The sequence below is a fragment of the Alcanivorax sp. HI0044 genome, assembly GCF_001634945.1.
Genome location: NZ_LWEZ01001229.1, coordinates 1 through 20,033, shown reverse-complemented (window position 1 = coordinate 20,033; position 20,033 = coordinate 1). Strand labels below are relative to the sequence as shown.

15 protein-coding genes are annotated in these 20,033 nt (G+C 56.7%); 10 read left to right on the top strand and 5 right to left on the bottom strand.

What is annotated here, in order from left to right; translation table 11 throughout:
- The first annotated feature begins 52 nt into the window (after nucleotides 1-52).
- The 6 genes from pepN (at nucleotide 53) to A3730_RS17300 (ending at nucleotide 11,221) form a co-directional block, all read left to right on the top strand.
- Nucleotides 53-2,659, top strand: coding sequence for an aminopeptidase N (gene pepN / locus A3730_RS17325; protein WP_063520242.1), 2,607 nt, complete (start codon nucleotides 53-55; stop codon nucleotides 2,657-2,659).
- A gap of 230 nt (nucleotides 2,660-2,889) precedes the next feature.
- Nucleotides 2,890-4,908, top strand: coding sequence for a DUF1302 domain-containing protein (locus tag A3730_RS17320; protein WP_063520243.1), 2,019 nt, complete (start codon nucleotides 2,890-2,892; stop codon nucleotides 4,906-4,908).
- A gap of 46 nt (nucleotides 4,909-4,954) precedes the next feature.
- Nucleotides 4,955-6,361 carry a DUF1329 domain-containing protein gene (locus tag A3730_RS17315; protein ID WP_063538549.1) on the top strand — a complete coding sequence of 469 codons (1,407 nt, stop codon included), beginning with the start codon at nucleotides 4,955-4,957 and terminating at the stop codon, nucleotides 6,359-6,361.
- Between the two features lie 118 nt (nucleotides 6,362-6,479).
- Nucleotides 6,480-7,571 (top strand): YCF48-related protein, encoded by a 1,092-nt coding sequence (locus A3730_RS17310; RefSeq protein ID WP_063519492.1) that lies wholly within the window; start codon nucleotides 6,480-6,482, stop codon nucleotides 7,569-7,571.
- 11 nt (nucleotides 7,572-7,582) lie between these two features.
- On the top strand, nucleotides 7,583-9,964 hold the full coding sequence (locus A3730_RS17305; RefSeq protein WP_063519493.1) for an RND family transporter: 2,382 nt from the start codon (nucleotides 7,583-7,585) through the stop codon (nucleotides 9,962-9,964).
- Between the two features lie 246 nt (nucleotides 9,965-10,210).
- Nucleotides 10,211-11,221: a quinone-dependent dihydroorotate dehydrogenase gene (locus tag A3730_RS17300; RefSeq protein WP_063521044.1), complete on the top strand. Its 1,011-nt coding sequence runs from the start codon at nucleotides 10,211-10,213 to the stop codon at nucleotides 11,219-11,221.
- 230 nt (nucleotides 11,222-11,451) lie between these two features.
- Here the strand turns inward: A3730_RS17300 and rmf are convergent, their stop codons facing one another.
- Complete coding sequence (gene rmf / locus A3730_RS17295; RefSeq protein WP_007149522.1) at nucleotides 11,452-11,658, bottom strand: ribosome modulation factor; 207 nt, start codon at nucleotides 11,656-11,658, stop codon at nucleotides 11,452-11,454.
- 255 nt (nucleotides 11,659-11,913) lie between these two features.
- On the opposite strand from rmf, the gene rlmKL reads away from it, so the two are divergent.
- Both rlmKL and A3730_RS17285 read left to right on the top strand, forming a co-directional pair.
- The gene (rlmKL, locus tag A3730_RS17290; RefSeq protein WP_063538547.1) at nucleotides 11,914-14,028 is read left to right on the top strand and encodes a bifunctional 23S rRNA (guanine(2069)-N(7))-methyltransferase RlmK/23S rRNA (guanine(2445)-N(2))-methyltransferase RlmL; all 2,115 of its coding nucleotides are present in this window, start codon (nucleotides 11,914-11,916) and stop codon (nucleotides 14,026-14,028) included.
- The gene (locus A3730_RS17285) at nucleotides 14,025-14,246 is read left to right on the top strand and encodes a glutaredoxin family protein (RefSeq protein WP_063520833.1); all 222 of its coding nucleotides are present in this window, start codon (nucleotides 14,025-14,027) and stop codon (nucleotides 14,244-14,246) included. Before rlmKL ends, A3730_RS17285 begins: the two co-directional genes overlap by 4 nt.
- 96 nt (nucleotides 14,247-14,342) lie before the next feature.
- On the opposite strand, the gene A3730_RS17280 is transcribed toward A3730_RS17285, so the two are convergent.
- The 3 genes from A3730_RS17280 to lexA are packed head-to-tail and all read right to left on the bottom strand — an operon-like array spanning nucleotide 14,343 to nucleotide 16,210.
- On the bottom strand, nucleotides 14,343-15,176 hold the full coding sequence (locus tag A3730_RS17280; RefSeq protein WP_063520832.1) for a TatD family hydrolase: 834 nt from the start codon (nucleotides 15,174-15,176) through the stop codon (nucleotides 14,343-14,345).
- Nucleotides 15,124-15,540 carry a DUF1499 domain-containing protein gene (locus tag A3730_RS17275; RefSeq protein ID WP_063520831.1) on the bottom strand — a complete coding sequence of 139 codons (417 nt, stop codon included), beginning with the start codon at nucleotides 15,538-15,540 and terminating at the stop codon, nucleotides 15,124-15,126. Before A3730_RS17275 ends, A3730_RS17280 begins: the two co-directional genes overlap by 53 nt.
- Before the next feature lie 55 nt (nucleotides 15,541-15,595).
- On the bottom strand, nucleotides 15,596-16,210 hold the full coding sequence (gene lexA, locus A3730_RS17270; RefSeq protein ID WP_063520830.1) for a transcriptional repressor LexA: 615 nt from the start codon (nucleotides 16,208-16,210) through the stop codon (nucleotides 15,596-15,598).
- A gap of 300 nt (nucleotides 16,211-16,510) precedes the next feature.
- On the opposite strand from lexA, the gene A3730_RS17265 reads away from it, so the two are divergent.
- Nucleotides 16,511-17,161: a cyclic nucleotide-binding domain-containing protein gene (locus A3730_RS17265; protein ID WP_063521693.1), complete on the top strand. Its 651-nt coding sequence runs from the start codon at nucleotides 16,511-16,513 to the stop codon at nucleotides 17,159-17,161.
- Between the two features lie 62 nt (nucleotides 17,162-17,223).
- On the opposite strand, the gene A3730_RS17260 is transcribed toward A3730_RS17265, so the two are convergent.
- On the bottom strand, nucleotides 17,224-17,661 hold the full coding sequence (locus tag A3730_RS17260) for a universal stress protein (protein WP_063538545.1): 438 nt from the start codon (nucleotides 17,659-17,661) through the stop codon (nucleotides 17,224-17,226).
- 215 nt (nucleotides 17,662-17,876) lie between these two features.
- Between A3730_RS17260 and topA the strand changes: the two genes are divergently transcribed.
- The coding region (topA, locus tag A3730_RS17255) for a type I DNA topoisomerase (protein ID WP_063538555.1) at nucleotides 17,877-20,033 on the top strand (2,157 nt) is incomplete at its 3' end.

The following is a 20,033-nucleotide window of genomic DNA, read 5'->3' as shown; positions in this document are numbered from 1 at the left end:
GCCGGGACGGATTGGATTGGCCGTCAGGCAAACCTTTTTCAGGAGTAGGGTTATGGAAGGTGCACAAACAGTCAAAACCACCCGCTTGGTGAACTACCAGCCGCCGGCCTATCTGGTTGAGTGGGTGGCGCTGGATGTGGATATCCGTGATGGCGTGACTACTGTCACTAGCAGCTTGTCTCTGCGTCGCAATCCCGCCTCTCCTGACGCCACAGTAATGACCTTCAATGGTGAAGGCCTCCTCTTGCGTACTCTGGCGCTTGATGATGTGGTGCTCGATAGCGACCGCTATCACTACGAGAATGGCCTGTTAACCGTTGAGGGGCTGCCTGAAGCCTGTACGCTCACCTCCGTGGTCGATATTGAGCCGGAAAACAATACCGCGCTGGAAGGGTTGTACCAGTCCAATGGCATGTATTGCACCCAGTGCGAAGCGGAAGGCTTTCGCCATATTACGTTTTTCCCGGACCGTCCGGATGTTCTGTCTCGATTTACCACTACGGTGCGGGCGGATAAGCAGCGCTATCCGTTGCTGTTATCCAATGGTAACCCGGTAGATCAGGGAGAAGAGGGGGGGCGCCACTGGGTGACCTGGGAAGACCCGTTCCCGAAACCCTGTTATCTGTTTGCCCTGGTGGCCGGTGACCTGTCTTGCCTGGAAGATACCTTCGTGACGGTATCCGGGCGCAAGGTGGCATTGCGGCTGTATGCTGAGCACCGTGATCTGGACAAGCTGGACCATGCCATGGCGTCGCTGAAAAACGCCATGCGCTGGGATGAGCAGGCCTATGGCCGCGAATACGATCTGGATATCTACATGATCGTGGCGGTCAGCCACTTCAACATGGGGGCCATGGAAAACAAGGGCCTCAATATCTTCAACACCTCCTGTGTGCTGGCCCACCCCTCGACTACCACAGACGCAGGGTTCCAGCGGGTGGAATCCGTGGTGGCTCACGAATACTTCCATAACTGGTCCGGTAACCGGGTGACCTGTCGCGACTGGTTTCAGCTAAGCCTGAAAGAAGGGTTTACGGTCTTTCGCGATCAGCAATTTTCGGCGGACATGAATTCCGCTGCCGTTCAGCGGGTGGAGAACGTGGATTTCCTGGTGAACCACCAATTCCCGGAAGATCAGGGGCCCATGGCCCACGCCGTTCGCCCGGAGGAATACCAGAAAATTGATAATTTCTACACCCTGACCATTTATGAAAAAGGGGCGGAAATTGTTCGCATGCAGTATCACCTGCTGGGGGCGGAGAATTTCCGCAGGGCGACAGATCATTATTTCGAGGTAAATGATGGCAAGGCGGTAACCTGTGATGACTTCGTGGCCAGCATGGAGGCCGTTTCCGGCCGTGATCTGGGCCAGTTCAAACGTTGGTACAGCCAGGCGGGCACGCCGGTGCTGACCGTTACCGACGAGTACAGTGAGGGGCAATATCACCTCACTTTTCGGCAACATACTCCTGCCACCCCCGGTCAGGAGGACAAGCAGCCTCTGGTGATCCCGATCCGTCTGGCCCTGCTGGATGAACAGGGTGCGCCCTGTGCGCTGGGCGCGAACGGGCAGGGTGAGCAGGTCATCATTGTGGATCAGGTGCAACAAACCGTGTCTTTCGCGGTGCCTGAAGGTGTGACGCCCTCGTTACTGCGTGGATTCTCTGCCCCGGTGGTGCTGGATTATGCCTACACGCAGGCGCAGCTGGCACGACTGCTGGCGTATGACAGTGATGGCTATTGCCGCTGGAATGCGGCTCAGCGCCTTTACTTTGCCGCCCTGGATCGGCTGGTGGTTGAGCCTGGGGAGGCGGATGCTGAAGCTGCGGCGCTGGTGCCCGTGCTGGAACAGGTCATTGCACGCAGCGATGAAGATCCCGCTCAGGCCGCGTTGTTGCTCACCTTGCCCAGTGAAGTGGCATTGGGTGACCGGCATACACCCTTGAGCCCGGCATCCATTCACCGGGCTCACCGTGCCATGAAACGGGCACTGGGCAAGGCTCTGCAACCGTACTGGCTGTCGCTGGCAGAAAACCTGCTGGCGACGGAATTGAGCATGGATGGCCGTGCCATGGGGCGGCGGCAATTACGTAATCTGGCACTGGACTTTTTGGCAGCAGGCGGACACGACGAAGCGGCGCGATTGGCGGTGGAACTGTTCGAGCTTCCCCTGTGCATGAGCGAAGAGCTGGGCGCGCTGAAGGTACTGGTGCACCATGGCTTGCCGGGGGCTGATCAGGCACTGGCACAGTTTGCCGAGCGTTGGCAGGAAGAGGCGCTGGTGATGGATCAGTGGTTTGCGGTGCAGGCTACGGTGCCGGGCGAGCAGACCGTCGAGCGAGTCAATGGCCTGCTCGAACACCCGGCCTTTGACTGGAAAACGCCAAATCGGGTGAGGGCACTGGTGGGTACATTCACCAATGGCAACCCGTCAGCCTTCCATGCGGAAAATGGGGAGGGCTACCGGTTGTTTGCTCAGGCACTGTCCCGGCTGGATGCCATCAATCCGCAGGTGGCGGCCCGCCTTGCCAATGGTGCGGCGCGCTTGCCTCGGCTTGAACCGCAGCGCCGGGAGCGGCTGGCAGAAGTGCTTGCCAATGTGCAAAAAAATGCATCCAGTAACGTGGCAGAAGTACTGGGCCGTATACTGTCATCCTGATTTCCGGGAGCCGCCTGATGGAGCTGTACGGGGCGAATAACGGGATGACCGGCTGGTCGTTAATAATAGAGTACACAGGGGATTTATTTTTTTCCCTGATGTGTAAGAATTATGCATTAGCTCGGGCGGTGGTTTGTATCAGGAAGAATGATGGGACCTGCTGCAAATGGGAGCTACTGTTGCCCGAGTAAAAACAATAAAGCCATGCGCATGGCAATTCGGAGAGCTACATGAATAATAATCACCTGCGTAAAACCAGGCTGGCGATGGCTGTGGCCAGCATCACTGCCCTTACCGGGCTGTCCCTTCCTGCTTCAGCGGTTCAACTGGATTTTGAAAACCCGGACTGGTCCGGGCGACTGGATACGACCTTGTCTGTAGGTGCCTTGTTCCGGACCGAAGGGCAAGACTCCATGTTGGCAGCCACCGGTGATGTGGTTGACATGACCAAGGCCGGTTACGGTTCTCAGATCAACAAGAACGATGCCAATAATAACTACGATACGGGCCTGGCTTCTCTGGTGTACAAAATTACCCCGGAGCTGGATCTGAGCTGGCAGGGCAAGTACGGCATGTTTCTGCGCGGCACCGCGTTTTATGATCAGGTGATCATGGGTGGCGGGCATGATGGAGGGCAGCTTGTTAAAGCGGCCGGTTTCCCTGGTGCCATGGGCTTTACCCGTTATGCCACCTATTCCGATTACGCGAACAATGGTACTGGTGATGATTTCAGCCGTGACGCTGAACGTTACGCTGGCCAGAGAGCCCGACTGCTTGATGCATATGTATGGGGTAATTTCGATCTTTTCGAGCGACCGCTGAACGTGCGCCTTGGTCAGCAGGTTATCAATTGGGGGGAGGCGCTGTTCATGCAGAACGGCGTCAATACCGCTAATTATTTTGACCTGAACGCTCTGCGTCTGCCAGGTTCCGAGATCAAGGAAGCCTTGCTGCCGCTAGACAGCCTCTACTTTTCTTACGGCCTGACCTTCAATGCCACGCTGGAAGCGTTCTACCAGTTTGAGTGGAAGAACTCTGAAGATGCGCCGTCCGGCACTTACTTCTCTACCCATGATGCCTTCCCTGGCAAAGGGGCGGACAATGTAATTGTAGATGGTCGCGTTGTTGCGCTGAGTGCCGTTAGTTCGGGAGCTATTCCTTCACCAGGTATTCTTGAGCCCGGTTTTGCAAACTATACCGCCTCAAATTACGGTTCTGATTACCAGTATGAAGCCACTCAAGTAACGGTAAATCGTATACGCGATAGAGAAGCTAGCGACAGCGGCCAGTTCGGTTTGGCGTATCGTTACTTTGCCGAAGGACTAAATGGGACTGAGTTTGCTCTTTATTATACCAGAACCCATGCTCGTACCCCCGTCGTTGGTTCTAGCTTGAATAATCTGCAGAACGGCAAGGGCGGTGGCGTTACAGAAATGGCGAGAACCATCGATACTGCCGAATATCAGATGGCCTATGTAGAAGATCAGGACATGTTTGGCGCCAGCTTTAATACCAGCATTGGCAGCATGTCGCTTGCTGGTGAACTGGCATATCGGCCGAAACGTGCAATTATCAATGAAGGCGGTGATAACCTGATTTCTGCCCTTGCTGGTGTTGCGGGACAGTCCGCACTGCAAGGTCAGGATGTGGCTATTGGTGATTTGACTGGGCACTGTGTTCGCGCGGAGATGGGCGGCTCCTGTTTGTCCGCTGATGCTTTGGTACAAGACGGTCATCTGTACTATTTCTACGACGAAGTGGAAAGCTATAACGGCTCACTCGTAAGTATCTTCAACTTTGGCCCAACATTTGGTTCTGATGGTTTGATTGCATTGCTTGAACTTGGTGTCGAGCACATCGAAGGGTTGGAAAACCCTGATCTGGAATACAATTCAACAGCGGCTATTCTGGACTCCGAGGCCCAGATTCTCAGCCCTGATGATCCGAATAAGTATTATATGGACCCTACTTCCTGGGGCTACCGTGCGGTGCTGAAGGCGGATTACAGTAATGTTTTCGCGGGCGTTTCCATGAGCCCGAGCGTGCGTTTTGCCCATGATGTAAACGGTAACTCTCCGATTGGCGGCAACTTTATGGAAGACCGTAAAGCAGCCACCCTGGGCGTGAGTTTCCTGTACTTGAACAACCTGGAAGTGGCCATGTCTGGTACCACCTTCTGGGGCGCCAAATATTCCAACAAACTGGCCGACCGGAACAACGCTTCGGTTTCTGTTAAGTACTCTTTCTAATTTGTTCCAGGCCGGGGTGCCGGCCTGTTTTTAACGGAGAGCAATCATGTTGAAGAAATTGACCGCAATGGGTGGTGCCCTGGCACTGTCTCTGAGTGTGGCGGCCAATGTGCACGCTGGTGTTTCCAGCCAGGAAGCGGCGAAGCTGGGTACATCCCTGACGCCTTTCGGTGCACAGATTAAAGGCAACGGCAAAGCTACCTCTACAGGTCTGGGTATCCCGGATTACACCGGCGGCATCCAGCGCAAGGATATTCCCAAGACTTATACCCGTCCGGGCCAGCATCACCCGGACCCGTACAAATCTGACAAAATCGCCTTCACCATTAACGCCCAGAACGTGTCCCAGTATGCGGATAAGGTGCCGGACGGTGTGCAGGCCATGCTGAAAACCTACCCGGATACCTTCAAGCTGAATGTGTACCCGAGCCACCGCTCTACGTCTGCGCCACAATGGGTGTACGACAACACCAAAAGCAACGCCACCAAGGCCAAGCTGGGTGAAACCGGCGTGGACAATGCTTTCGGCGGCATTCCGTTCCCGATTCTGAGCGGTACTAACGAGCAGAAAGCCAAGCAGGCAATCTGGAATCACATTTTGCGCTGGCGTGGTCTGTACGTGGTGCGTCGTGCGTCAGAAGTGGCTGTTCAGCGTAGCGGTGCCTACTCGCTGATTACCTCACAGCAGGAAGTGTATTTCCGTTATTACGATCCGAAGTACAACTTTGACTCCCTGGATAACATCATTTTCTACTACCTGTCCTTCACCAAAGCGCCGGCACGTCTGGCTGGCGGTGCGGTACTGGTACACGAAATGCTGGACCAACAAAAAATGCCGCGCCAAGCTTGGGGCTACAATGCCGGCCAGCGTCGCGTGCGTCGTGCACCTAACCTGGCTTACGACACGCCGATTGCGGCGGCCGATGGCCTGCGTACGGCAGACGACACCGATATGTATAACGGTGCGCCGGACAAGTACAACTGGAAGCTGGTTAGCGAGAAACCAGTGGAAATGTTCATCCCGTACAACAACTACAAGCTGGATAGCCCGGATGTGAAGTACGAGACCTTGCTGCAGCCAGGGCACGTCAATGCGGATTACCAGCGTTGGGAACTGCATCGCGTCTGGGTGGTGGAAGCAAACCTGAAAGAAGGTGAGCGACACATCTACCAGAAGCGTCGTTTCTATATTGATGCAGATTCCTGGCAGATTGCCGCCATCGACCAGTACGACCGTCGTGGCGAGCTGTGGCGCGTGAGCCTGGCTTACATCAAGAACTACTACGAAGTGCCGACCCAGTGGACGGCTCTGGATACCTTCCACGACCTGCGTGCTCAGCGTTACCACGTGCAGTTCCTGGATAACGAAGAGTCTTCCATCCTGGATTACAGCCAGCCGGTACCGGGCGATCGTTATTTCCACCCGGCAGCGCTACGTCGCCGCGGTCGTTAATTATAAAAAATGCCGGCTCAATGAAGCCGGCAAGGCAAAACGACCGGGACGCCACCCATGGCCCCCGGTCGTTTTGTGCTCGGCCCTGGAACGGGGCCCTCGGGAAGAGTAAGGGACAATGAAAAAAACAGTGTTAATGGCTCTGTCGGCCATGCTGTCTGCGCCTCTGCAGGCAGATTTCGTTTCGAATGATGCTCCACTGGTCACGGCTAACAATTATCTGGATATCGCTTATGCGGATAGCCGGGTCGTTGCTGTGGGTGACCGGGGTAAAATTCTCTATTCCGATGATCAAGGCGATCACTGGAAGCAGGCGGTAACGCCATCTGAAGTACTGCTCACCTCGGTGTGTTTTGCTGATGCCCGCCATGGCTGGGCCGTTGGCCACGATGCGGTGGTACTGGGCAGTGATGATGGCGGTGAAACCTGGACCGTGCAGTACAGTGACCCCTTGGGTAGCGGCGAGGAGGATGCGGCGCCGGTTGAGGAGGAGCTGGATGACTACGCCATGGATGATCTCTATGGCGACCCCTATGGTGATGATGCCTACGGTGATGAAGGCGACGATCTCTATGGCGATAGTGCTGCCATGGCACCGGTAGATACCTCCGGTGCACCGTTGCTGGATGTGTTCTGTGATAGCCGTGATCGTGCCGTTGCTGTGGGAGGATATGGCTACTTCCTGCAAACCACCGATGGTGGTGAAACCTGGAATAAAGCTCTGGATCGTCTGGATAACCGTGATGGCTGGCATTTGTATGACTATGCCGCTGCCAAAGGTGGAAACGATCGTTACGTGGTGGGCGAAAAAGGCGTGATGTTCCACTCAGCTGATAAAGGCATGAGCTGGGAAAAACTGCAAAGCCCTTACAGCGGCACCCTGTTCGGGGTGACGGCGATCTCTGATTATAAAGCGCTCACTTACGGCCTGCAGGGCAATGTGTGGTTGACGGCCAATCGGGGTCGCAGTTGGGTGAAAATCCCCTCAAAGCTGAGCCGTGGTGTTAACGATGGCACGGTACTGGCGGATGGCACCGTGGTACTGGTCACTAACGCCGGTGGCATCCTTACCAGCCATGATGGCGGTCAATCTTTCTCCCTGCGGTTCTTGCCGGATCGCGATTCTATCTCCGCAGTTCTTCCCCGTGATGCAGGTGGCATTCTTGTCGCCGGGCAGGGTGGATTGCGCGTGATTGAAGACGTTAAATAAGGGGCTCAGCAATGTCAGGTCGTATTTCCAAAAGTATTGCCAGTGGGCTGTTTGCTGTTCGGCCCCTGATTCTGCTGGCCTTTATCGCAGCCACCGTGCTGTTGGGGTTCCAGGCTAGCAAGATCCAACTGAACACCGATATCCGCAAGATGGTTCCGCTGGATCATCCTTATATTCAGAACTTCCTCGAACACCAAAATGACTTGAGCTTGGGTAATGATGTCCGCGTGATTGTTGCGGAAACTCAAGGCGATGACATTTTCAACGAAGACTATGTCAATGCGTTGAAAGAAATCACTGACGAAGTGTTCGCGCTGGAAGGCGTTGATCCGAGCAAAATCCGTTCACTGTGGACCAGCAATGTACGCTGGAACGAAGTGACCGAACAGGGCTTTCAGGGCGGGGAAGTGATTCCTGCAGGCTACGATGGCTCGCAAGATTCGCTGGAACAACTGCGCACCAACGTGCTGCGTTCCGGGCAGGTGGGCCGTCTGGTCGCCGATAACTTCCAGTCCAGCGTAGTACACGCCTATTTGCTGGATGCGCTGGGCGATGACGGTGTCGATATTCCGGTTCTGTCCGCCCGGCTGGAAGAGATCCGCGGCAAGTATCAGGATAAATACCCGAACGTTCGCATTCACATTGTCGGCCTGGCAAAAAAAGCTGGTGACGTGATGGCGGCAGCGGAAGAAGTGGCCATGTTCTTCTTCTTCACCCTGGGGCTGATCGCGCTTCTGCTGTTAATCGATACCCGCTGCCTGCGCAGTGCACTGACCGTGACGGCCTGCTCCTTTGTGGCCGTTATCTGGCAGCTGGGCATTGTCAGCAGCCTGGGCTTCACCATCGATCCCTATTCCATGCTGGTGCCGTTCCTGGTGTTTGCCATTGCGGTATCCCACGGTGTTCAGATCGTTAACACCCTGGCCAACTACGCCGCAGAAGGGCGTAGCTCGCTGGATTCGGCACGCGCTACTTTCCAGGCGCTGTGTGTGCCGGGCATGGTGGCACTGGTGTCGGATGCCATCGGCTTCCTCACTCTCTACATGATTGATGTGGGGGTGATCCGTGAGCTGGCCATGGCGGCCAGTATTGGTGTGGCGGTGATCATTATTTCCAACCTGGTGGTGGTGCCGCTGGTACTGTCTTATCTGGGCGTGAGCGGAGCTTCCGTTCGCAAGATTCAGGCAGGGGAGAAGAAAGATCATCCGTTGGCAGGATTGTTTGCCCGCTTTACTCGCACCCCACTGGCCGCGCTGTCCATCGCTGTGGCTGTGGCGGGTTACGGTGCCGGTATTTATCTGAGCCAGGACCTGAAAATTGGTGATCTGGACAAAGGGGCGCCCGAATTGTGGCCGGACCCGTGTGAAGACATGGATTGCCCCCGTGGTTATGAGCCCAAACCTCGCTACCGCTACAACCATGACGTCAACTTCCTGGTATCCAATTACTCAGTGAGTGCGGACGTACTGGTGGTTATGGGCAAGACCCCGGTGGAATCCTGTAACACCTATGCGGCCATGCAAATCGTGGATGACCTGGCGTGGAACCTGCGCAATGTGGAAGGGGTGCAAGACGTGACGACCATCGCGTCTGCGACGAAGCTGATCTCGACCAACATGAATGAAGGGTCCATGAAGTGGGCGACCATTTCCCGGGACCAGTATGCGTTGAATAACGTCATGAGCTTCATGCCGGACAGCCTGTACAACCTGGATTGCTCGCTGACACCGGTTTATGTGTTCCTGGACGATCACAAGGCTGAAACGTTGGAGCGTGTTACCGGTGCAGTGGCTGACTTTGCCGAGGCTCGTAACAACAAGGATGTGATGGAGCTGAAGCTGGCCTCCGGTAACGCCGGCGTGGAAGCGGCCACCAACCAAACCATCGCCGCCAGCCAGTACCCGATGCTGGCTCTGGTTTATGCGGTGGTGTCGGTACTGATCCTGATCGCTTTCCGCTCTTTCCGTGCGGTGATTTGTATCATTGTACCGCTGGGGCTTACCTCCATTCTCTGTCAGGCACTGATGGCTCACCTGGGTATCGGCGTAAAAGTCGCGACTCTGCCGGTGATCGCTTTGGGTGTAGGTATCGGTGTGGATTACGGCATTTATATCTACAGCAAGCTGTCTGAATACCTGAAGCAGGGTATGGAACTGGAAGATGCCTACAAGCAGACCCTGAAAACCACAGGTAAAGCGGTGGCGTTCACCGGGATTACCCTGGCGGTGGGTGTTGTCTTCTGGGTCTTCAGTTCCATCAAGTTCCAGGCGGACATGGGCATCCTGCTGACCTTTATGTTCCTGTGGAACATGATCGGTGCCCTCTGGCTTCTGCCGGCTCTGGCTCGCTTCCTGCTCAAGCCGGACCCGGCCCGCGCCAAACTACGCAGTTAACTGGCGCGCTGATTTCGTTAGTTATGTTCAAGCCCGGCTCTGCCGGGCTTTTTTTGTGCCGCTTTGCGGCTGCAACACGGTTCACGCTGCAGGCAACATGCCCCGCGTAGCGGATGTTGGGAGGGGATAGCGCGTGGACCGGCTTTCCAATGGGTTCACCGTTCGCTTCACTGTCGGACACAAAACATCGAAGTCACCGGAGCCGTTGGCTATAATGCCGCCGATTACCACCGATCGGGCTCTTTCATGCTGTACTCCCTGGCACGACCTTTACTGTTCTCTCTCTCTGAAGAGCATTCTCACGAGCTGACGCTGGCATTGCTGCGCAAGCGAGCAGGCAAGCTGTGGCCGGGTGCGGTGCCGGCGGCACCGAAAGAAGTCATGGGCATCGAGTTTGCCAACCCGGTGGGGCTGGCTGCCGGGCTGGACAAGAACGGTGACTGTATCGATGGTCTGGCTGATCTGGGTTTTGGCTTTATTGAAGTGGGGACTGTCACGCCACGTCCGCAACTGGGTAATCCTCAGCCGCGCCTGTTCCGCCTTCCCCAGGCCCAGGCGCTGATCAACCGGATGGGGTTCAATAATCTTGGCGTGGAATACCTGGTAGGGGCGGTGAAACGTAGCCGCTATAAAGGAGTGCTGGGGATCAACATTGGCAAGAACAAGGATACCCCGGTGGAAGATGCGGTTCAGGACTACCTGATTTGCCAGCAGAAAGTGCATGCCTATGCCAGCTACCTGGTGGTCAATGTGTCCTCGCCCAATACGCCGGGTTTGCGCACCCTGCAGCACGGTGCGGCTCTGGATGAGCTGCTGGGTACGTTGCGCGAAGCCCAGACGCGCCTGGACCAGGAGCACCGTCGCCGGGTGCCGCTGGTGATCAAGATTGCCCCGGATAACAGCGAAGAAGAGCTGCAGGGGATGGCAGAAGCCTTTGTGCAGCACGGAATCGACGGTGTGTGCGTGGGCAATACCACCTTGTCCCGCGAGGGCGTGCAGGGCCTGAAGCATGGAGAGGAGCAGGGTGGGCTCAGTGGTGCGCCGTTAACCCCCATTGCCAACCGGGCGCTGGCTGCCATGCGCCATGCGCTTAATGGTCGTATCCCGATTATCGGCGTGGGGGGCATCAATAGTGCTGATGATGCGCTGGAAAAACAGCGCCAGGGTGCGGACCTGGTACAGATTTACAGTGGCTTGATCTACCAGGGGCCGGGTCTGATCGGTGATATTGCCCGTGCCTGGCCGAAAGGCATTTGAGCTAAAGGCGCAACGGGTTTTCAGCCGCCTGCTAGCGCTTTATACGAAGCCGCTGTAGGCGTTCCCTTCCAGGGGACGAACCTCGTGCAGCGAGGGCGTTCTCAGTGGTCAAAAGGTTTTCATCCTGGTTGCGTATTGAGATGGACATTAAAGACGGATATTAAAAAGGGCCCGGGTGGGGCCCTGTGGGTCGGCGCGTGAACGCGTCGGCGTTGTGAAACTGGAAGATATTAACCGATATTTTTCAGATTCTGGATGCTGGCGACGCCGAGCATTCCGTGAGCAAAGTCAGTGCGACCTTCGCGCCATCCCCCCATCCAGTTGGTGCGTGCCTGGAGCGTGCCAAACGGGCAGTCTTCGCGGGATTTTCCATCCAGGCCGGCGTTGTATCCCCGGTTGTAAGCGCGGTCGTCTTTACTACGTTTTTGTCGCTTCATAAACGCTTTCCCTTTCACAGATAGCGGTACCGAAAAATGGCCCCTCGGCTGAATATGTAGCCAAGTAGCGGGGCCGACACATTCAGTATGTGAAAGCGGTAAGGTGGTGTCGAATACCATGTAGCAATATGGTCAGTGCTGGTTAAGCATATGACGTATAAAGGACAGGTTGATGACCGTTTGTGTAATGCCATGAAAAACAAGCAGTTAGTTTTTCGGGTGGGGCATGAATCAGTCACTTAAGAGGATTTGGTAATGGAATTTGTGGCCACCTGCATGCCAGGCCTGGCAGATTTGCTCAGTGATGAATTGTCTTCATTGGGCATATCCGTAACAGAAACCGGGCGCGCCCACGTGAGCTTCACTGGGGGCTCTGCGGATGCCCTTAAGGTGTGCCTGTGGTCGCGCCTGTCCGAGCGGGTTCTGTTGCATCTGGCCACGTTGGGGGTCACCCCTGATATTGCCCCGGAAAAGCTGGCTGCCAGCCAGGATTGGCTGTCTTTGGTGGGCAACAATGCGCCGGTACACGTGCACATTGAGCACGGCGCAGAGGTACGGGGTGATAACCGGATCAGCGCCAAACGTTTTATCCAGGCTCTACCAGAGCAGTTTGCGATTTCGCGGGAACCGAAGGGCAGTTGCTGTATCCGTGCCCGTCTGGACTTGAACGAAGCGCACCTGTGGCTGGATCTGGCCGGTGAGCCCCTGCATCGTCGCGGTTACCGCCTTGCGGGCGGCCGGGCGCCGTTGCGTGAAACCCTGGCGGCGGCGATGCTGTGGGCCATCGGCTGGGGCAAGGCAGATCGACATCCTGCCTTGTTGGACCCGTTCTGCGGCAGTGGCACCCTGGTGATTGAGGCCGCTTTGATGGCTGCCGGACGCGCGGCAGGGGCCCAGCGCCAGCACTATGGTTTCCAGCACTGGCGCGGTTGTCGTCGCCAGTTGTGGCTGGATGCTCAGCAGGAAGCCGGTGAGAGCGCGAATCGCCCAGTGCCGGCGTTGTCATTGAAAGGCTTTGATGCCGATAGCAAGACTCTGCCGTTGGCACTGCAGAACGCCGAGCGTGCCGGGGTGCGCAATGCGATTCATTTTGAGCGCCGGGAGCTGGGGGCGCTGCGGCCACGCGACTTTGTCGCCAACGGCATTGTGGTGGGTAATCCTCCCTGGGGCGAGCGTCTTGACGAGAAACAGCAGGCGGGCTGGCTACACTATTCTATCGGCCGGATTCTTGCGGTACGCGCGCCGGGTTATCAAGCGTTGTTGTTAGGCGCCGATGTGGATGTGATGGATCGTTCCGGGATGAACCTGGAACAGCAATGGCGCTTGAAGAACGGGCCTTTCAATAACTTTATTCGCCTGTATTCCCCGCGCAAGCAAACGCCGCCTGCGGTGGCGCAAGTCGCTGATGAGGGCGCTTTTAATGTGCCGGAAGGCGCGCAGCCTTTGCTCAACCGTTTGCGTAAAAACGGCAAGCATCTGCGCCGCTGGCTGGAGCGGGAAGATATCCAGTGTTATCGCCTCTATGATCGCGATCTACCGGAATTCAATGTGGCGGTGGATATCTATGGCGACCAGGTGCTGGTGCAGGAATTCAAGGCACCGAAAACGATTGACCCTGAAAAAGCCAAGGCGCGGCGTGACTGGGCGGTAACGGCGGTGCGGGCGGCTCTTGGCGTGCACCGTGAGCAAGTGCACCTGCGTACGCGCGAGAAACAGAAGGGGAACCAGCAATACCAAAAGCTGGATACCCAAGGGCACTATCGGGTAGTGCGGGAAGGTCAGGCTCAGTTGCTGATAAACCTGCAGGATTACCTTGATACCGGTTTGTTTCTGGATCACCGCCCCACGCGACTGCGCATTGCGGAGCAGGCTAGCGGGAAACGCTTCCTGAATCTGTTTGCCTACACCGGTTCAGCCACGGTGCACGCTGCCGTCGGTGGCGCCAAGCGCACGGTGACCGTTGATTCGTCGAAACGCTATCTGGACTGGATGGCCTGTAACCTGGCGGCCAACGGCTTCTCCACCGACCAGCACGAGCTGGCCCGTATGGATGCCATGCGCTGGCTGGATGAGTGCAAAGAGCAGTTCGATCTGGTGTTCTGCGATCCGCCCACCTTTTCCAACAACAAATCACGCAGTGACTTTGTGGTGGAAGAACACCATGGCGACCTGATTCGCAAAATCATGCGTTGCCTGGAGCCGGGTGGGGTGTTGTATTTCTCCTGTAATTACCGCCGTTTCCAGATGGATGAAAGCATCAGTAAATGGTTCGACGTGGAAGATATTTCCCGCTGGAGTATCCCGGAGGATTTCCGGCGAAATGAAAAAATCCATTACTGCTACGCGATTCGTCATGTGGAGGACGCATGACGGTTGTGCTCTATACCACCCTGGGTTGTCACCTTTGTGACCAGGCCAGGGAGCTGGTGGCCATGGTGAATCCGGGGCTGGTGCTTACCCCGGTGGATATCGCCGAGGATGATGCCTTGATCGAACAGTATGGTGAGCGGATTCCGGTGTTGGTGCGTGAGGGCAAAGAGCTGGCCTGGCCATTTGGCGTGCTCGACGTGCAGCAGTTCCTTTCCTGAAGTTGTGGTTGCCGGGTTATACCTTCCAGGCTTTCTGTGCCCTTGGGTAAACCCGACCCGCAGCCTCCGCGGTTCCGTGATGGAACAGCGTCCCGGTTAGCGAAATAACGCTAACGCATTGTGATAGGTCATGGCGGCCACGTCCGGTGTCTGCTGACCACGTAACTGTGCGACCTGCTGGCCAATCCAGGGGAGTAGCGCCGGTTCGTTACGGCGTTTTTTTGGGGGGGCTTCCGGCAGGTCCCGGGGCAGCAGGTAAGGGGCGTCGGTTTCCAGCAGCAGGCGCTGATCCGGAATATTGGGCACCAGTTCTGCCAGTGGCTTGCCGCGGCGCTCGTCGCAAACCCAGCCAGTAATGCCGATATGGCAATCCAGATCCAGATAGCCAAACAGCGCCTGACGTGACCCGGTGAAGCAATGTACGACCGCGCCGGGCAAGTCATCGCGAAACGCTTTCAGGATGGGTAGAAAACGCTCGTGGGCGTCGCGCTCATGGAGGAACACAGGCAGCTTCAGCTCTGCCGCCAGTGCCAGTTGCGCTTCGAAGGCGCGTTCCTGGTCCGGGCGGGGAGAGAAGTCCCTGTTGAAATCCAGCCCCATCTCACCTGCTGCTTTTGTCTGCTCATGGGCGAGCAATTCTCGCAGTTCTTTTTCCAGGGCAGGCGAGTAAAAGCGGGCGCTGTGCGGGTGCAGACCAGCGGTGGCGAACAGGGTGGGATATTCGCCGGCCAGGGCAATGGCGGCGCGTGACTCGTCGATACTGGTGCCGGTAATCAATTGCCAGGCAACCCCGGCCGTGACCGCCCGTTCAATCACCGTGTCGCGATCGTCGTTGAATTGCCGATCGGTCAGGTTAACGCCGATATCGGCCCATTGCTCAGGCCCGGTGTTCTGCGTTTTCGAAGGTGTGTTGCTGTGAGGTGCGGTCATCGGTGTCCTGTTCAGATAGCTGCTCGCGCAGAGATTCTACCCGACGACGGTTAGCACCTAAATCCCAATACCCCGCCCGCGAGGCCGAGCGCACTTCCACCACGCCATTATCGCGAACATAGAAGGTCACATCGTCCACAAACCGCAAGATTCGGCTGGTGAAGCGGGCCTGGATGCGTGATTGGCCGACCACGTCATATTCCACGCGGGGCAGGCTGCCAAGCAGGCTTTCCAGCTTTTTCAGGCTGCTTCCCCGATCGGCGCCAGCCTGCAGAGGGGCTACGCGCTTATCGCTCTGTGTGGCCAGGCTGGACACACAGTTCGGAGAATCGGGGCAGGGCGCAAGAAGATGGGTTTCAGCCATGGCAAACGCACTCCATACAATCAGGCAGATACCTATACCCGTGTGGATACAGGCTTTAATAAGAATTCGGGTCACGAATCAGCCCCACAAATATGCCTTCGATGATAAGTTGATCAGCGGGCACCTTGATGGGCTCATAGGCTTCGTTGGCCGGCAACAGGGTGGCGCTGGATTTGTTCAACTTTAAGGTCTTCACTGTGACTTCTTCGTCAATGCGAGCCACAACGATTTCCCCGGACCGTGCCACATTGGATTTGCGCACGGCAATCAGGTCCCCATCGAAGATACCTGCATCCACCATACTGTCGCCCTGAACCTTCAACAGATAGGTAGGGCGTTGCTTGAACAGCCCCTGGGGCACCGGCACCGTGCGCTCAACGTTCTCGATGGCTTCAATGGGAACACCAGCGGCGACTTTGCCGACAATGGGCAGTTCCTCTTCGCCCCAATAGGCATGATCCAGCAACTGGATGCCGCGAGAACGATCGCTGTGCAGTTTTATGTAGCCCTTACGCTCCAGGGCGCGGAGATGGTCGGACGCCGCATTCTTTGACTGGAACCCCATGATGTCGGCGATCTCTGCGCGGGTTGGGGCCATGCCGCTGTCCGAGAGACATTCACGGATGCAATCGAGAACCTGTTGTTGCCGGTCGGTAAGTTTGCTGCTCATAACCTTCTCCCTGTTTCCCGCAGAGTGGAGCGCTTGTCAATCTTGCCGGGGCGCTCTTGTTCGGTGCTAGCTGCGCGATTCGTGTAGGCATTCATATGGTTGTTTGCCTGAGCTTGTAAGTCTTGGCTGACAGGCAGTGCTACATTCAGGATGCTAGCATGGATGCTGACTATATGAACAGTGCTATTTGAGCAGTTGTTGGCGAAGTTTTTATACCGCTTTTACGTCCCCGTCGTTGCCCTGCTGCGACGCGGGCACTAGCATATGACAATAATTCCATCATAACAGTGGGGATAGTAGATGGAGCAGGCCAATAATAATGATTTCGGCCAGCAACGGCGGCGCCAGCTGTTAGCCGGTGTGCCGTTTTTTAATGAAATCGCCCGTGATGATCAGGACGAATTTGCGCAGCTTGAAAAGACGACCCGCCTTTGGGTAGCCGCTTCCGGGGAAAGTGTCATCCGTGCTGGTGATGTGGATTCCACCCTGTATTTTTTGCTCCGGGGGCAGCTTGAAGTCCTCTCGGATAATCCAGAGGAAGCTCCGCTTTACTATGTCTCACCCGGTGAAGTATTTGGCACCTTGTCCATGCTTCTGGGAACGCCCCGCAGCGCTACCATAAAGGTGGCGGACAATGCTCGGGAGGCGGTATTGGCAAGCCTGGACTTCAATGAATTCAACGACGATGACAGTGCCTATTCGTTGGCTACCCGTCTGGCCTTCTTCCATATGATTGTTCACCACATCCGCTGGACCCTGGAAGTAAAACGAATGCAGGCGCCGACCCACGAGCTGGTCCATTCCATGCGCAAACTGCCGGTTTTTCATGGTGAGAAAAACAGCCAGGAAGAGCTGGCTGCACTGAAAGTGCAGGCTCAGGGGCTGGCTGAATTGTTGTGTCGTTGGAACGGAGAAAGCCAGGCCAGTACCGGGGCGCTGCAGCTTACCTGATTCGCGTTTGCGTCAGTTCCCGTGTGGGGGGCTCCCCCGGTGCGGGACATCCGGGCTTTCTGTTACTGGTCGACTTTCACGGCCAGTACGTCGCAGTGGGCGCCAGGCACCAGCCCGCGTGCGGTTGAGCCCAGCAGCAGGGCCAGGCCGCTGCGAGTATGGCTGCCCACCACGATCAAATCCGCCCCTAGCTTGTCTGCCTTGTCGAGAATGGTCTTTTCGATGGATCCCATGTCCACGTAAACATTGGTCTCGGGAATCTTGTATTGCCCTGCGTATTTGTCTGCCATTTCACGGGCCTGTTTCATCAGGCCGCTTTGCAAGTCCGTCACATCCATGGGCACATCCGCGCCGTAAGCCAGAGCCAGCGGTTCGATGACATGGATCAGATGGAGCTCGCCGTCATTGCCCGACAGTACGCCCGCAGCGCGGGACAGCACCTGTGCGGATTCGTCGCTGCCATCAATGGCAACCAGGATTTTACGGTAGGGACTGGGCACGGTTCTCTCCCTGAAAACGTGAGGTTTCCTGCAGTATAGCGCGCTTTGCCAGGGTTGCCAGCGGGCTGTTTCACAGATGAGGGTTGCCCTGGCAGGCCTGCCTGTACTACTACTAAAAAAGGAAAACGGGGGCACTTCCTGCTTGACCCGCCTATACCGGCGCTGTCTAAATAGCGCCCATCACGAGCCTTAGACCGGATGTTGAGTACCTGAGAATGGGAAAATCGCTAGTAATTGTGGAGTCGCCTGCCAAGGCCAAGACCATTAACCGCTACCTGGGCGACGACTTCATCGTGAAGTCCAGTGTCGGCCATGTGCGGGATCTGCCGGTCAGTGGCGGCTCCAAAAAGAGCACCCCTCAGGAGCGGGCCAAGGAGGCGGCGTATACCCGTTCCCTGCCCAAAGAAGAGCGGGACGCCTATAAAAAGAAGAAGGCCAAGAAACAGCTGGTTAACCGTATGGGGATCGACCCGGAAAAAGGCTGGGCGGCTCACTATGAGGTGCTCCCCGGCAAGGACAAGGTGGTCGACGAACTCAAGCGCCTGGCTGCGAAAGCCGACCGTATCTATCTGGCAACGGATTTGGACCGCGAAGGGGAGGCGATTGCCTGGCACCTGCGGGAAGTCATTGGCGGAGACGATGACCGGTTTGACCGGGTGGTATTCAACGAAATTACCAAGAAAGCGATTCAGGCGGCGTTCGAAGAACCCGGCAAGCTGGACCTGCACCGGGTGGAAGCCCAGCAGGCCCGACGTTTTCTGGATCGGGTAGTGGGTTTCATGATTTCCCCGCTGTTGTGGGAAAAAATTGCCCGAGGCCTGTCCGCTGGCCGGGTACAGTCGGTGGCCGTGGAGCTGGTGGTGGAGCGCGAGCGTGAAATTCGCGCCTTTATCCCTGAAGAATTCTGGGAGCTGTACAGCGACACCCACAGCGGTGACGGCGAAGCCCTGCGCCTGCAGGTGGCCAAGCATAACGGCCAGGCGTTCCGGCCCAATAACGGTGACGACGCCGGCGCCCACAAGCAGGCACTGGAAAATGCTGGCACCCTGACCATCAGCCAGCGTGAGCAGCGGCCCACCCGCTCCAAGCCGTCGGCGCCTTTTATTACCTCTACCCTGCAGCAGGCCGCGAGCACCCGCCTGGGCTTCGGGGTGAAAAAGACCATGATGATGGCGCAGCGGCTTTATGAAGCCGGCCACATTACCTACATGCGTACCGATTCCACCAACCTGAGTTCAGACGCCGTGGCGGCCTGCCGGGAGTGGATTGGCGAAAAACTGGGTGACAAGTACCTGCCTGATGCGCCGCTGTCCTACAGCAGCAAGGAAGGGGCCCAGGAAGCGCACGAAGCCATTCGTCCTTCGGATGTGCGGCGCACCTCGGATTCCCTGAAAGATATGGAGCGCGACGCCCAGCGCCTGTACGAGCTGATTCGTCGACAGTTCATCGCCTGCCAGATGCCCCCGGCGGAATATCTGAGCTCCACCCTGACGGCCACCGGCAACGGTTACGAGCTGAAAGCGAAAGGGCGCATCATGAAGTTTGATGGCTGGACCCGCATTCAGCCACCGGCGTCACGTAAGGGGCAGGAAGATACCTTGCTGCCGGATGTGAAAGAAGGCGATGTGCTGACCATCGACAATGTGGATGCCAACCAGCACTTCACCAAACCGCCAGCCCGTTTTACTGAGGCGAGCCTGGTCAAGGAACTGGAAAAGCGCGGCATTGGCCGCCCGTCTACCTACGCAGCGATCATTTCCACGATCCAGGATCGTGGTTATGTGCGTCAGGACAACCGGCGCTTCTATGCAGAAAAGATGGGTGACATCGTTACCGACCGTCTGGTGGAAAACTTCCCCAACCTGATGGATTACGGCTTCACCGCCAGCATGGAAGAAACCCTGGATGAAGTTGCTGAAGGGCTGCGAAACTGGCAGGACGTGCTCAACGAATTCTACAAGGATTTCGTCAGCAAGCTGGATGCCGCCCAGGGGGAAGGCACTGGCAAGCAGGCAGTGGGGGGGATGCGCGCCAACCTGCCTACCGACACGGATATTGAATGTCCCACCTGTGGCCGCCCAATGCAGATTCGCACCGGCTCCACCGGCGTGTTCCTGGGCTGTTCCGGCTACGGGCTACCGCCGAAAGAGCGCTGCACCGCCACCATGAATCTGCTGCCCGGTGAAGAAGCCGAAGCGGTAAAAGCGGATGACGATGACGAAGCGGAAACCAACGAACTGCGCAGCAAAAAACGGTGCCAGAAGTGTGGCACCGCCATGGAAAATTACCTGATCGACGAAAAGCGCAAGCTGCATATCTGTGGTAACAACCCGGATTGTGATGGTTATGTGGTCGAGAAGGGCGAATTCCGT